Source organism: Priestia sp. 3CA3 (assembly GCF_056836725.1).
This window is the reverse complement of the sequence record NZ_JBXENJ010000005.1, coordinates 338,795-351,958: the sequence shown is the minus strand read 5'-3', so window position 1 is coordinate 351,958 and position 13,164 is coordinate 338,795. Positions and strand designations below refer to the sequence as shown.

The 13,164-nt window shown below is 37.8% G+C and carries 14 protein-coding genes and 1 other RNA gene; 7 read left to right on the top strand and 8 right to left on the bottom strand.

The genetic code is table 11. The features are described from left to right. Positions 1–96 precede the first annotated feature (96 nt). The 6 genes from rnpB to AC1VNJ_RS15935 all read right to left on the bottom strand — a co-directional run bounded on the left by rnpB (position 97) and on the right by AC1VNJ_RS15935 (position 5,982). Positions 97–485: RNase P RNA component class B (gene rnpB / locus AC1VNJ_RS15960), an RNA gene on the bottom strand. Between the two features lie 63 nt (positions 486–548). After that, positions 549–881: a cell division regulator GpsB gene (gene gpsB / locus AC1VNJ_RS15955; protein ID WP_013056140.1), complete on the bottom strand. Its 333-nt coding sequence runs from the start codon at positions 879–881 to the stop codon at positions 549–551. A gap of 104 nt (positions 882–985) precedes the next feature. Next, on the bottom strand, positions 986–1,537 hold the full coding sequence (locus AC1VNJ_RS15950; RefSeq protein ID WP_028414057.1) for an SLOG family protein: 552 nt from the start codon (positions 1,535–1,537) through the stop codon (positions 986–988). 63 nt (positions 1,538–1,600) lie between these two features. Next, positions 1,601–2,110, bottom strand: coding sequence for a spore coat protein (locus tag AC1VNJ_RS15945; protein WP_034266527.1), 510 nt, complete (start codon positions 2,108–2,110; stop codon positions 1,601–1,603). Positions 2,111–2,456: 346 nt separating this feature from the next. After that, positions 2,457–3,707, bottom strand: a complete 1,251-nt coding sequence (locus tag AC1VNJ_RS15940; protein ID WP_328157341.1) for a ribonuclease H-like domain-containing protein — start codon at positions 3,705–3,707, stop codon at positions 2,457–2,459. A 4-nt stretch (positions 3,708–3,711) separates the two neighbouring features. Then, complete coding sequence (locus AC1VNJ_RS15935; RefSeq protein WP_482641041.1) at positions 3,712–5,982, bottom strand: DEAD/DEAH box helicase; 2,271 nt, start codon at positions 5,980–5,982, stop codon at positions 3,712–3,714. A gap of 121 nt (positions 5,983–6,103) precedes the next feature. Here AC1VNJ_RS15935 and AC1VNJ_RS15930 point away from each other — a divergent pair, with 121 nt between their 5' ends. The 3 genes from AC1VNJ_RS15930 (at position 6,104) to AC1VNJ_RS15920 (ending at position 8,488) form a co-directional block, all read left to right on the top strand. Next, positions 6,104–6,355 carry a hypothetical protein gene (locus AC1VNJ_RS15930; protein ID WP_013056134.1) on the top strand — a complete coding sequence of 84 codons (252 nt, stop codon included), beginning with the start codon at positions 6,104–6,106 and terminating at the stop codon, positions 6,353–6,355. 149 nt (positions 6,356–6,504) lie between these two features. After that, on the top strand, positions 6,505–8,016 hold the full coding sequence (locus AC1VNJ_RS15925) for a sensor domain-containing diguanylate cyclase (RefSeq protein WP_182421181.1): 1,512 nt from the start codon (positions 6,505–6,507) through the stop codon (positions 8,014–8,016). A gap of 160 nt (positions 8,017–8,176) precedes the next feature. Then, positions 8,177–8,488, top strand: coding sequence for a DUF6509 family protein (locus tag AC1VNJ_RS15920; protein ID WP_014460946.1), 312 nt, complete (start codon positions 8,177–8,179; stop codon positions 8,486–8,488). Positions 8,489–8,875: 387 nt separating this feature from the next. Here the strand turns inward: AC1VNJ_RS15920 and AC1VNJ_RS15915 are convergent, their stop codons facing one another. Both AC1VNJ_RS15915 and AC1VNJ_RS15910 read right to left on the bottom strand, forming a co-directional pair. Beyond that, positions 8,876–9,079: a cold-shock protein gene (locus AC1VNJ_RS15915; protein WP_013056130.1), complete on the bottom strand. Its 204-nt coding sequence runs from the start codon at positions 9,077–9,079 to the stop codon at positions 8,876–8,878. A 285-nt stretch (positions 9,080–9,364) separates the two neighbouring features. Continuing rightward, the gene (locus tag AC1VNJ_RS15910) at positions 9,365–9,532 is read right to left on the bottom strand and encodes a hypothetical protein (RefSeq protein WP_013056129.1); all 168 of its coding nucleotides are present in this window, start codon (positions 9,530–9,532) and stop codon (positions 9,365–9,367) included. 111 nt (positions 9,533–9,643) lie between these two features. Between AC1VNJ_RS15910 and AC1VNJ_RS15905 the strand changes: the two genes are divergently transcribed. The 4 genes from AC1VNJ_RS15905 to AC1VNJ_RS15890 all read left to right on the top strand — a co-directional run bounded on the left by AC1VNJ_RS15905 (position 9,644) and on the right by AC1VNJ_RS15890 (position 13,132). After that, the gene (locus AC1VNJ_RS15905) at positions 9,644–10,189 is read left to right on the top strand and encodes a YhcN/YlaJ family sporulation lipoprotein (protein WP_014460948.1); all 546 of its coding nucleotides are present in this window, start codon (positions 9,644–9,646) and stop codon (positions 10,187–10,189) included. Between the two features lie 292 nt (positions 10,190–10,481). Next, positions 10,482–11,960: a sodium/proline symporter PutP gene (putP, locus tag AC1VNJ_RS15900; protein WP_042992235.1), complete on the top strand. Its 1,479-nt coding sequence runs from the start codon at positions 10,482–10,484 to the stop codon at positions 11,958–11,960. Between the two features lie 183 nt (positions 11,961–12,143). Then, on the top strand, positions 12,144–12,803 hold the full coding sequence (locus AC1VNJ_RS15895) for an SIMPL domain-containing protein (protein ID WP_482641040.1): 660 nt from the start codon (positions 12,144–12,146) through the stop codon (positions 12,801–12,803). A gap of 62 nt (positions 12,804–12,865) precedes the next feature. Further along, a complete protein-coding gene (locus tag AC1VNJ_RS15890) occupies positions 12,866–13,132 on the top strand; it encodes a hypothetical protein (protein ID WP_115653383.1) in 267 nt (88 codons plus the stop codon). Positions 13,133–13,164: the final 32 nt, after the last annotated feature.

Below are 13,164 nucleotides of genomic sequence, written 5' to 3'. Positions count from 1 at the left end.
CATTTTGACATAAAAAAAGCTCTTCCGTTATATGAAGAGCTGGGTTGGATTAAAATATAGTGTATAACAACTATTGTCGATTGCTTTTCAATAACGTTCTGTAAGCCATGTTTTGTACCATTGTACTGCAAGCGGCTAGCTACCTCGTACTCCGGTGGCAATTATCTATCTACAAAATGTAACCATTTTGTCCTTCCTTCCGTTCAGTTCCTTCCAGAAAGTTCCCCTACCATTATTTGGGTTTCTCGCTCGAGGGGTTTACCTCGTTCCACTCTTATCATTTCTGATAAGACTTCGTCACTGTGGCACTTTCAGAGTAGTCAAGCCATATCTTAAAAAGACTTAGGCTTTTTCCCCGCCGTTAGCTTTTAACAGCTACCCTAGCTTATGACTTCGCTAGGCACGAACACTACAGACATCGCAGTCTGTGCGAGCATGGACTTTCCTCTACATCCTCATATGTGATGCAGCAATTACCCGAACGTTATTGATAACGACTTTCCTTAGTATAATAAAAATAGGAGTTGAATGCAACTCCTATTTTTAGGTTATTCGTATAATTTACTTCCAAACACATGTTTTTCTAAGTTTGACAAACGTTTTAAAATATCAAAGTTTGTCGTACCCGCTTGCTGCTGCTGTTGAGCCGGCGGCGGGGTAAACGAAGGTTGTTGCGGCTTTTTAGATAACTCTTCTACTTGCTTTTTTAAGCGTAAATTTTCAGTTTGTAATGCTTCAATTTCTTCATGAAATGCTTCATAATCTTTAATAACAGAATCTAGATACTTATCTACTTCCTCTTGATTATAGCCTCTCATGCCTGTTTTAAATTCTTTTTCTAAAATTTCTTTGGCCGTTAAACGAATTTTATCAGCTAACATCTCTATCACCTCGAATACGATAAACCTTATCTTTATTATAATTCATTTTTTCAAAAATAGCTTCAAATGTCAATTTATCTTTTAAAATGTTTCGTCAAGTGGCGTTAAAAAGACGAAAATTTTTCTTCATCCACGATATCTTGTAAGTCGTGAGACGTCACCATTATAATAGGGTATTCTTCTCGTTCAGCACGCTTTTTAGCCGTTTCTAACATATATTTAGGACTTCCTTCGTGCTCTTCGTCGTAAACTAAACAAATACCTTCACTTTTTTCTACTAAAAATTGATTTTTCAACCGAAACTGTGCTGGACTTTCATATTTCTTTTTTGTGATGCTATCTACATAATCTGCTTGACTTAAGACGAATTCATACAATTCTTTATTGACGTCATTCCATTTTTCTTCCTGCTCCAAAAATGGTGTTAAAACAGCTAACTGAAGCTCGGGATAATCGAGCTGCAGATCAAATACCACTTCTGCTGCCCAAATCTCTACTCCTAGCTGGCCACTAATCAATACCCATTCTAATCCATCTTCTACTAATTCCTGTAATTTTTTATAGAGCGCTTTTTTTATGTATGTAATGCCTTGATGTTTTTCATTAAAAATTCCAAGTTCGAATGGCTTATAACCAGTAACCGTTAGCACCTTCATTATATAACTCCTTTGTAACAAAATAGAATAGGAACTGATGTAATCAGCTCCTATTAACGTACATTATCTAAAATACCCTGAATTAGGTCCTTGATGCGCGCCTTTTGTATGACAGCTTCCTTGGCCGCAACCTTTGTGTCCAGGATAACTAGCGCCTGCTACTTGACCTGGGTAACCTCCTTGGCCTGGAAAACCAGCTCCACCTACTTGACCTGGGTAGCCTCCTTGGCCTGGATAACTAGCACCTGCTACTTGACCTGGGTAACCTCCTTGACCTGGGTAACCAGCACCTGCTACTTGACCTGGGTAGCCTCCCATTTGACCTGGATAGCCTGCTCCACCTACTTGAGTTGGATATTGCTGCGCACCGCCAAAAAACTGTTGATTTGAAGTTTCATTTACAACAGATTGTGTTTGCGGGAAGTAATGCACGTGCTTCACATTTGTATGATTCACCAATGTATTATGACTTGGATGAATGTGAGGTACAACTACCTCCTGAGAAGTAAACTGTGTGCAGCATTTTGTTGGATGCACAATTGGTGGCATACATTTTGTTGGTCTTGGATACATATCCTTTTTCCCCTTTCACTGTTTAGTTATTACACTATTACAATATGTGAAGGGTAATGTACATGTACTAAGACAAACACCTATTTTTGACCTACATAAAGGAGTTATACGAATTTTTCAAACTGCTTAAGACAATTACTGTTAAACAAATTAATGCGAAAAATGATACTAAAATCACATTTTTCATGAGGCCTCTCTCCATCTCACCAAAGTTCTGTTTTTAAGCTGTAAGAATCAGTCTTACATTGACTAATTTTATCAATGACTGAAAAATAGAACAATATAAAACGTCTACAAAAACAAAAGAATAATAATTCTGAATATTTTAAAATAAATCAGCTGAAGCCTATCCTTTAGCTGATTTATTTTTTAATCTAAGAAGTCTTTTTTCAAGCGCTTCCTTCGACGTTTTTTTCGTCATTCCCCTGAGTTGATTCCACTTCTCCGAGGCTAGCTCAGTATATAGAAGTGCTTGATGAACATCTTTGAGACGATGCTCATAAATTTTAGCTAACTCAACCAGTGCTTCTATAGCGACGTCACCTTCACATGTTTGAACCAAGGGTTCAAACATGTCCACTGCCTCTTTCCAACTCTTCTCTTTTTTATAATGATAAGCCATCGCTAGCTGAGCTTTTTCATGCTCTTCTTTTTCTTTTTCCGCTACGCCTTGATAAAGAGAGAAAGCGTGCTTGTTCTCCCCCAACTGCTCATACCACCTTGCCACTTCATATGTTTCTTTTTCTGTAAACTCCTCACTAGTAAGGAGATGTTTTGATAAATGAATGTATAAGGTAATAAGCGATAAAATATCATGTTCATTATGTTTCATAATGTCGAATAAGCCTCTTGGATTTTTCGTTTCAATAAAATCAAAATAAATCATGGGAGCTAAGAAACCGGGAATATCATCAACTCGTTCAATTCCAAGTATTTCTTTTTCGACATTCGCAAGCTTAACCGAACCCATTTTATGTTTCCACAGCCTTCTTGACGCATGCAGTAAATCAAAGTGACCGAACTTAGGCAGCTTGGGCAAATGATCTCTCAATAGCGTATGGCGAGTCTTGACGTGAGGCCAATCGAAAGATTTACCATTATAAGTCACAAGCGTCGTGTAGTCTACTTCTTTTAAAAAACTTTCATAAAATGCTACTTCTCCACTTGGCTCGGTTAATATATGCTGACGAAAAACGACGGAATCTTTTAACACCCTTGCGTATCCTAGCAAAAAGATAGTCGTTCCCGTACCTGTACTAAGCCCCGTCGTTTCCGTATCAAAGAAAAACAAATCTGAATATGTGTGGCCTTTTGATGAAAGCGGATGAGCAACTGTAGACTGATTCCATACTTCCACTACTTTTTTCAGCTCATTAAATTCATAATGTCCATGCTTGTAGTCGAGCGGGTAAACCACTTCTCTGATCATACAGTAGCTGTCTTCGGCAAAGTAAGGCGCAGCATGATTTCCCTTCCATTCCTGCTCATAGGGAATAGACGCGCCCTTAGATCGCTGGGGGGTACTTTCAACCGGAGGCTTCGCTTCTGTAACATGAAGATGCTTTTTCATACGGTTTAATTTATTTTTAAAAGACAAGAGTTCACCTACTTTGCAGTTGTTGTAGCAGCACGAGCGCATCGCTTTTCGCGTGTTCTCCCTGTGCTTCCATACCGATACAAGACGGACAGCCGCTTTCGCAAGAACAATTTACAATTAATTGATTGGCTTGATTTAGCACATCATTCATTTGTTCGTATACTTTATCACTTAGCCCAATGCCTCCCGGGTATCGATCATATAAGAAGATAGTCGGCTGTTCGTTGTGCACCGCTTTTATCTGAGGAACTACATGTAAATCAGACGGATCGCACATCACCATAAGCGGTGCAATTGACTGAAGGGCATTTGCCACAGAAATGAGCGCTTGTTCCAATCGTTCTTCAGATTCGTAAAACTGTTCTTTTTCAAAGCTTAGCCACACGGCATTTGTATGAAGCTCTTCTTCCGGAAGTGAAATGGGACCTGACCCTATGTTTTCATGCGTCTCAAACTTTATTTTTTTAAATATCGTAGCCATGGCGCTGACCATTACATCGCCATAACCGATTGAATATGTTCCTTCCAGTCGCTCTTTATCAGCTTCTAGAACCTTTAAGTTAACCGCTAAGTTTGCATCGGTGAAATAGTCTACATCGACTTCACGAACATACGCTTTTTTCTCATCCCAGTCCAAGTATTCTACTTGATACTGAATGCCTTGATGCAAGTAAATCGCCTCATCATGAAGAAGCGTCATGGCACTAAAGCGATCCATTTCTCCAATTACTTTCACATTTGCAACGTCCGATTGATCAATGATGACAACATTTTCTTGGGATGCGGAGCGCAGACTGATATTATGAGCTGGGAACGAATCATTCATCCAGTACCATTTGTCTCCGCTAAAATGAATCACTCGCTCTTCTTGCAAAAACTCCAGCACGTCTTCAATTTCTACCCCATCAAATGTTTCTCCCTGCTTAAACGGCAGCTCATAGGACGCACATTTTAAATGATCGACTAAAATAACAAGATTATCAGGATTAATTCGAGCTGTTTCTGGATTTCTGCTAAAAAAGTAATCCGGATGCTGAATCATATACTGATCAAGCGGACTTGAACTTGCGACCATCACAATGACGGCTTCTCCATGACGTCTCCCTGCTCGTCCTGCTTGCTGCCAAGCACTTGCAACCGTGCCTGGATAACCTGTCATCACACACACCTGCAGCTGCCCGATATCCACTCCTAGCTCTAAAGCATTCGTACTGACTACCCCGTAAATACTTCCCTCTCGAAGTCCTCTTTCTATTTCGCGTCGCTGCTTCGGCAAATATCCTCCTCGATACCCTTGAATAGACTTATGTTGAAGCTGGTTTTTTACGAGCTCCTGCAGATACGTTAAAATAATTTCCACTCGTACTCGGCTTCGTGCAAATACAATCGTTTGAATTTTATTTTTCAAAAACTCTCCTGCAATATTTCGCACTTCAAGCGTAGCACTTCTTCTAATGTTTAAAGGTTTATTCACAATAGGCGGGTTATAAAAAATAAAATGTTTGCGGCCGCTAGGCGCTCCGTTGTTATCTACTAACATAACATGAGCTCCCGTTAAATGTTCAGCGAGTTCTTTTGGATTAGCGATGGTCGCTGATGTACAAATAAAGATAGGATCGCTTCCATAGTAGCGGCAAATTCGCTTTAACCGGCGGATAACGTTGGCTACGTGGCTTCCAAAAACACCACGGTACGTATGAAGTTCATCAATCACAATGTATTTCAGATTTTCAAACAGTGATACCCATTTCGTATGATGAGGTAAAATAGCTGAATGAAGCATGTCTGGATTCGTAATAACAATATGACCTGCTTTTCTCACCTTTTGACGGATATTTGCCGGAGTATCTCCATCATACGTGTAGCTATTGATTGGTACTTCCATTTCTTCAATGATTTCATTTAATTCACTTTTTTGATCTTGGGCAAGCGCTTTTGTTGGAAACAAATAAAGAGCTCTAGCCTGATCATTCTCCACAATACTCTGGAGTACCGGCAAGTTGTAGCACAATGTTTTCCCCGATGCTGTCGGCGTCACAGCCACAACATTCTTCTTAGCTGTCGCCAAATCAAACGCTGTTTTTTGATGCGTATAAAGCGAACCAATTCCTCGGTTCTCAAGTGCTTGCCGCAGTTTCGTATGCAAAGAAGCTGGAAATGGCGCAGTTTTAGCTTCTTTCTCTTCGATTGTATGCCAATGAACGATATTTTGCTGATACGATGGATTGGTTTGTAAGATATCCATTACTTCTTGTAAGTTTTTTCGTATTCTCATTTTCATCACCTGCTTCTATTTTAACGAATGAACGTTCGATAGAAAACCATAAGTTTTTGTATGTTTTTGGTGGATTCGGACATGGTATTAATACAGTAAATTTTTCAAGGAGATGTTAAAAATGGGAAGCCCTTATCTTTGCCCTAGCTGCAAAACAAACCGAACGCGCTTTAATATCATTGAACAAAATGCTAAACCTGTAAAAATGGATCCAAGAAGCGGAGACGTTGTAGAAGAATACACAAACGATACGCTCGATGCCTTTCACGCTGCTTATAATGGACCGCAAAAACGCATTCAGTGCGGAGCTTGCGGATTAGTAGAAGATGAAACCATGTTTGTACGGCATGCTGAATCGAATAAACTTCAATAAAAAAGGTGAGGCTCTTTGGCCTCACCTTTAATCATATAACTCTTAATGCTTTTTCTCGATGGAAAAGCAGACATTTTCATCTAAAAAATTCATGTCTTTTCTTATACAAACATGCTAAAATACCTAAAAAAGATATGGAGATGATGGTCATGTCATTTCTTCTTTCGCTTTTACCTTTCTCCTTTTTGAAGAAATTTCGTTTTCCTTCAGGAAGAGAAGTTAATGAAGATAAAATGTTCGATAAAACGAATGCAGAAATGCTTCAACAGAGAGTCAAGCTAGTTTCACTTGCTCTTGTAGTTTCCTACCCTATTTATATTTATATAGGATTTTCTTTACTTCAACATGCGGGGACATCTCAGTTTAGACATACACTAATTGGTATTCATTTCACTAGTTTTACTCTCTCTTCTCTTTATTTATTTTTCTATTATGTTAGTAAGAGAAAAGAGCGGTTTGCTAACTACTTAAGCACCATTGTATATGGCTATATATTTTATTACGTATTTGCTGCAGCACTTTCTACTATTAACAGTCAGCTTTTCACAGGTCGCGTAGACGTATATATGATGCTTTTGATTTCCACAGCTGTTTTATGTCCTATGAAATTAAAACAGCTGTGCATTATTTTTATTCCTAACCATCTTTTTTTATTATACGGCTTGTCACGATATGTACCGGATTCTTTTTCTCTTATTTCAAAGCAGATCAATACAACGGCAGCAGTTGCTATCGCTTTACTTATTTCATACATTCTTTATACATACCGTCACAAAGAATATATGAATCATTTACAGCTAAAAGAAAGCGAACGTAATTTTTTTACGCTGTTCAAAATTAATCCCTATCCTTTACTATTAACGAGATTATCCGACCACAAAGTGCTGCTCATTAACAATAAAGCTGTTCATTTTTACAATCTTGCTTCTCAAGATCTTGACCAAATAGATGGATTTATAATCTACCCTACCGATGAAGATCGAAAGGAGATTTTAAAACGTCTTCAACAAGAGAAATATGTAAAAAACTACATCCTAGAAGCACGTGAACATGGAGATTCTAAGTGGGTTATGATCAATTATGAATTACTAGAGTATCAAAGCGAAAGCTGCATACTCGCCGGTATTACCGATATAACCGATTTAAAAGCGGTTGAGCATGAATTGAGCTTGCACGCTTCAACTGATATGCTAACCGGAATTTTAAATCGAAGAAGCGGAATGGAAAAACTGCAGCTGGAACTGCTGAGAGCTAAAACCAATCATACATCTTTTCTATTATGTTTTATCGATATTAATTCTTTAAAACTAGTAAATGATCAATACGGTCATAGAGAAGGCGACTGGCTTATTAAAACAATAGCAGAATCAATTGGTGGCTATATTAGCAAGAATGATACGCTCTTTCGCTACGGAGGTGACGAGTTTTTATTAATTGCTCCTGAACAAACGGAAGAATACGTACACGAGCTGTGGCAAAATATTAATGAACAGCTAGAAGATAAAAAGAAAGAATTTAATAAGCCATATACACTGTCTGCGAGTTACGGGTTTATTATATGTGCGCCTTCAGACGACACCAACCTAGATACATTAATTCAAAAAGCAGATGCTGCTATGTATAAGCAAAAACATACGCGCGTTTCTTCCGCCTTTAAGTAAATCATCGAAGTCCTTGCGCCATCGCATCAAGTAGATTCGCTAAATAGAATGATCAAGGAATAAATCCGTGCATGAATTACGCGTGCACTTTCTTTCTTTGCAAAGAAAAACTATAATAGATGATGCAAGTATTTTACTGATATACGGAAAGGACGTACATATGTTTACAATTAAAGAATATACAGCTGAACAATTGCAGGATCCATTTGGTCTCCTTCTAGGTGAACGCTATGAATTTCATTTATACATTGAGGTAGAAGAAGAGGATGAATTATATACCGGCAGCGACCTTGCACTACGCGTAGTATATATTAAAGGCGAAGATAACACTTCTATTGCCCAAACTCATTTCTACGAAGTTTCAACAAATAAAGTATTAGACTTCGACCTTGAAGAAGAAGAAGCAGCAGCTGTCAAAGAGTTTTGTGGGAAACATTTACCTTCAGAGGAAGATACAAATAACGAGGAATAATTAAAAGAGGCTTGGACAAAAGTATTCTAGTTAAAGTTAAACAAGAACGATTAATCAAAATCACTGATTAACAGTTCTTGTTTTTTTCTGTCATGGTAAACATAGCTTTCATCTACTTCGTTTTTCCATTAGTTTTTTAACTACTTCTTTTGGTTCCCAGCATGTAAACTGATAAGAAGGACGGGTGTCATAGCCTAGTCTTTTGCATTGATACTTCATTCCCTTATCCAATTTAATGCTTTGAAAATGTTGACATGTGGCACAGCAATGAAATGAATTCATACCTTTCCTTCTCCCCTACTTTAATCTATTTTCTTAATCATACAAATAAAACGAATTTGCACAAAAAAAAGCTGCCTATTGGCAGCTTTCATATGTAGCGTTGAATTATAATTTTACAACATTCTCCGCTTGAGGTCCACGTTGGCCTTCAACGATTTCAAATTCAACTTTTTGGCCTTCTTCTAATGTTTTGAAGCCTTCAGATTGGATAGCTGAAAAATGAACGAATACGTCATTTTCGCCTGGTACTTCGATAAAACCGAAGCCCTTTTCACTGTTAAACCATTTTACTGTACCTGTAGTAGCCATGTAAAAAACCTCCAAAAAATGTAAAAATTTTAATATGTTACTCTATATTTACATTTATACCGTAAATAAAAAATTCACATATTATAAAAGAGACCTACGCGAAGTAGATCTCCTTTATAACAAGTGAATTTTCACTAAATCTAATTCGAGTGTATGGTCAAACGTAGTATTCATTACATTTATTAAATTTGGTTGCGTTTACATTATACTATACCTATATGTAGAATGCAAATATTGGGCCATTCTTAGCATACGGCTCAGCCGTTTTGCAAAATATTATCTTCCTTACGTCAACATGTTATCAATATGGGCGTCGATAATTTCTTTTCGCTTATTTTGCAGGGTCTCAAATAACAGCTTAGCTTCTTCTGAAGTTAACGCAAACGTTGTTGTTTCTTCATGGTTTTCTTCTTTTGTATGAAGCACAAATATGCTTTGTTGGATTCCACTCATACATATTCCTCCTTTTTCGATAGTATAGGCTTTTTTATATTTTTCATGTATGCTTCACACGTTTTTAACAAATTATAAGAAAGGTTAAAACTTATAAGGAGTGATACTATCATGAAGAAATCGTTTTTGTTTGTTGTAGGCTGCATGACGACCCTTTCTTTATTCGGCTGCAGCACAGCAGATCAAGGTAAAGATGGCGTCATTGACGATAATACAGTTCGCAACGTCACATATGAAAATGGAAACAATAAAACGAAAATGAATGATGTAAACGATACGCAAGACGTACAGCGTAATGAAAAAGAACAGTACAATCAGTCCGGCGGAATGAGAGTAGCCGATGTGGCAGCTGATCGTATCGTAGCGTTAAAAAACGTAAAAGATGCTAACGTAATCGTAACCGATCATACAGCTTACGTAGCAGCTGTATTAGACGATAACAAAGAAGGTAATCTCACAAAAGATATGGAGCATAAGATTGCACATGAAGTGAGAAAAGCTGACGGCAGTGTTCATCGAGTGTTTGTATCAACAAACCCTGACTTTGTAAACCGTATGAACGGATATGTAGACAAGCTTCAAACCGGCAAACCAGTCTCTGGACTGTTTGACGAGTTTTCAGAAGTGGTTCGCCGCGTATTCCCGAACTCACGCTAATATACATGAATGACAAAAGAGCATTTTACGAAATGCTCTTTTTATTTTATTTTTTGCATAAAATATTGCATAAAAATTGCTCTTATAAATTTCTGAATATTTTTATTTTACTTTATTTTGAAAACGTTTTCATTTCTGTAATATAAAGGTTTAGGGGATTTTAGACTTAGGTAATTTACGGTTTTGTGGGTTGATAGTAAGGGAAAAGTTTGTTAGTTTTAGAAACCATAAGATGTTTGCATGGCGAGCAGTGCTCGTTTCATGCATAAAAAATGCATAAAGGGGAGATTTGGTGGATATTGGTGTTTATATTTCACTGGGCATTTATTTTGTAGGAATGCTTGGAATAGGATGGTATGCCTACACAAAAACAACTCAAGACGTATCGGGTTACATGCTAGGCGGACGCGGACTAGGTCCGGCCGTTACTGCGCTTTCAGCTGGCGCTTCAGATATGAGTGGATGGATGTTAATGGGGCTTCCAGGATCCATGTATGTGACAGGCCTTTCAAGTTTATGGCTTGCAGTAGGTTTATCTATTGGTGCTTATTTAAATTATTTAATCCTCGCTCCGCGTCTTCGCACTTATACGGAAGTAGCGAACGACTCTATTACAATTCCAGACTTTTTTGAAAATCGTTTTGGCGACCACGCCAAGATTCTTCGAACAGTATCAGCGATTGTTATCTTTATTTTCTTCACTCTTTACACTTCAGCTGGTATGGTATCAGGCGGACGATTGTTCGAATCGGCATTTGGTGTGAATTATCAAATTGGCTTATTTGTAACAGCATCTGTTGTTATTGCCTACACTCTTTTCGGTGGATTTTTAGCTGTTAGTTTAACAGATTTTGTTCAAGGTGTTATTATGTTTCTTGCCTTAGTTTTAGTACCCATTGTAGCTTTCACCAATGTTGGAGGCGTTAACACAACAATGGATATTGTACAGAACATTAATCCAGCATACCTGGACATTTTTAAAGGTACAACCGTTTTAGGTATTATATCTTTCTTGGCCTGGGGACTTGGCTATTTCGGACAGCCTCATATTATCGTTCGCTTTATGGCTATCTCTTCTGTTAAAGAGTTAAAACCCGCACGTCGTATTGGAATGAGCTGGATGATTATTTCTATTATTGGTGCTATGCTGACAGGACTTGTTGGAATTGCATATGTAGAAAAAACGGGTATGAAACTAGCAGATCCTGAAACTATTTTTATTAAATTTGCAGATATACTTTTTAACCCGTTAATTACTGGATTTTTATATGCAGCTCTACTAGCGGCAATTATGAGTACGATTTCTTCTCAGCTGCTTGTAACGGCAAGCTCTGTTACAGAAGATTTTTACAAAACATTTTTCCGACGCAAAGCCTCTGACAAAGAGCTTGTAACAGTCGGAAGAGCTGCCGTTTTAGGTGTTGCAATTATTGGTATTTTGCTTTCTTTAAAACCTAGTGATACGATTTTAGGACTTGTCGGATATGCTTGGGCTGGATTTGGTTCTGCATTTGGTCCTGCTATTTTACTAAGTCTATACTGGAAGCGTATGACTCGATGGGGAGCACTTGCAGGAATGATTGTAGGTGCTGTCACGGTATTAATTTGGGTAAATACTCCGTTGAAGGATACTCTTTACGAAATGATTCCAGGGTTCTTTTTAAGTTTATTAGCTGTCATTATTGTAAGTTTCCTAACAAAGAAACCATCAAGCGATGTTCAACAGCAATTTGTTGAAATGAAAGAAATTTTAATAAAAGAATCGAAGTAAACAAAAAGAGGATGGACAAACATATTTCAATTGAAGGAAGCTCCGGACGATTCATCGTTCGGAGCTTTTGGTTGTGATAGTGAACGTAGATTGAATTGATTTAGTTATATCTCAATCTCTTTTTGTTTTTAATCTCTCTTCCTTATCATATATATATTAAAGATTAATAAAGGAGGTTTTTGTATGCAACATTCTTATTTCCCTTACGAACCTACACAGCAACTGCGCGCAGATACACAAAATAGAGAAATTAAAGTAACTGGTGAAGGAAGTGCTTCAGCCATTCCAAATGAAATTTCCATGACGATTGGAACGCGCACGGAAAACCGAGACGTTCAAGAAGCCTTAAAAGAAAATTCAGCTGTTTCAAATACTCTGCTGCAAGAGATAAAAAAACTTGGAATCAACGACCAGCAAATTGAAACAGCTTCATTCACTATAAATCCTAAATATGATTACAGCGATGGAAAATCGACTCTTACAGGATACGAAGTACAGCATTTGTTTAGAGTAAGAGTACAAGATGTAAAACAAGCTGGCGATGTTTATAACGCTACGTTTTCAAGCGGAGCCAACGTAGCGCAAGATCTTCAATTTCACGTTACAAATGATGATAAATATGAACAAGAAGCGATAAGTAAAGCTTTGCTTAACGCTAAAGAAAAGGCCTTTACCATTGCCAACACGCTGCAGCTCCCTATTAACCAAATCCCCATTTTAATCGAAGAAGGCCCCGTCTATCAGTCATCTGGCTCCTCGCCTAAGTTATTAGCAGCCTCTCCCCCTATCCAAGCTCAGTCCTTGACTGTATCCGCTTCTGTAAAAGTTACGTACACGTATTAATACTTATGATAAACTATAGATTATTATAATGAAGAAACTAATCTAAAGGAGCTCTTTGCACAATGACTTCTGAACATTTACTAGCAGCTTATCAAACCCTATGGTTAAACCGTTCGTTTGCTTCCAAACAATCCATGACAAGTGAAGATCAGCTTCACGAAGCCATTTTGAAAGATTTAAGAGATGAAATGACTCATCCGCGCGTTCGGCAAACACCGCATGTCAAATATCACCTTGGCATAAAAAGAATTCTAAACAGCAGCCTTTCCTCTGATGAAAAAGTTGCGCTTGCGTCCCTATACACAAACCTTTTAGATAGCTGTATATAACGATAGAAAAGGACTTCCTTAATGGAAGTCCT

Bases quoted from the DNA above. Each gene is read 5' to 3' on its own strand.
- AC1VNJ_RS15915 (WP_013056130.1), bottom strand. From the start codon at position 9,079: ATGGCTACTACAGGTACAGTAAAATGGTTTAACAGTGAAAAGGGCTTC.
- AC1VNJ_RS15895 (WP_482641040.1), top strand. From the start codon at position 12,144: ATGCAACATTCTTATTTCCCTTACGAACCTACACAGCAACTGCGCGCA.
- AC1VNJ_RS15890 (WP_115653383.1), top strand. From the start codon at position 12,866: ATGACTTCTGAACATTTACTAGCAGCTTATCAAACCCTATGGTTAAAC.
- gpsB (WP_013056140.1), bottom strand. From the start codon at position 881: ATGTTAGCTGATAAAATTCGTTTAACGGCCAAAGAAATTTTAGAAAAA.
- AC1VNJ_RS15945 (WP_034266527.1), bottom strand. From the start codon at position 2,110: ATGTATCCAAGACCAACAAAATGTATGCCACCAATTGTGCATCCAACA.
- AC1VNJ_RS15935 (WP_482641041.1), bottom strand. From the start codon at position 5,982: ATGAGAATACGAAAAAACTTACAAGAAGTAATGGATATCTTACAAACC.
- AC1VNJ_RS15930 (WP_013056134.1), top strand. From the start codon at position 6,104: ATGGGAAGCCCTTATCTTTGCCCTAGCTGCAAAACAAACCGAACGCGC.
- AC1VNJ_RS15905 (WP_014460948.1), top strand. From the start codon at position 9,644: ATGAAGAAATCGTTTTTGTTTGTTGTAGGCTGCATGACGACCCTTTCT.
- AC1VNJ_RS15925 (WP_182421181.1), top strand. From the start codon at position 6,505: ATGTCATTTCTTCTTTCGCTTTTACCTTTCTCCTTTTTGAAGAAATTT.
- AC1VNJ_RS15920 (WP_014460946.1), top strand. From the start codon at position 8,177: ATGTTTACAATTAAAGAATATACAGCTGAACAATTGCAGGATCCATTT.
- AC1VNJ_RS15950 (WP_028414057.1), bottom strand. From the start codon at position 1,537: ATGAAGGTGCTAACGGTTACTGGTTATAAGCCATTCGAACTTGGAATT.
- AC1VNJ_RS15910 (WP_013056129.1), bottom strand. From the start codon at position 9,532: ATGAGTGGAATCCAACAAAGCATATTTGTGCTTCATACAAAAGAAGAA.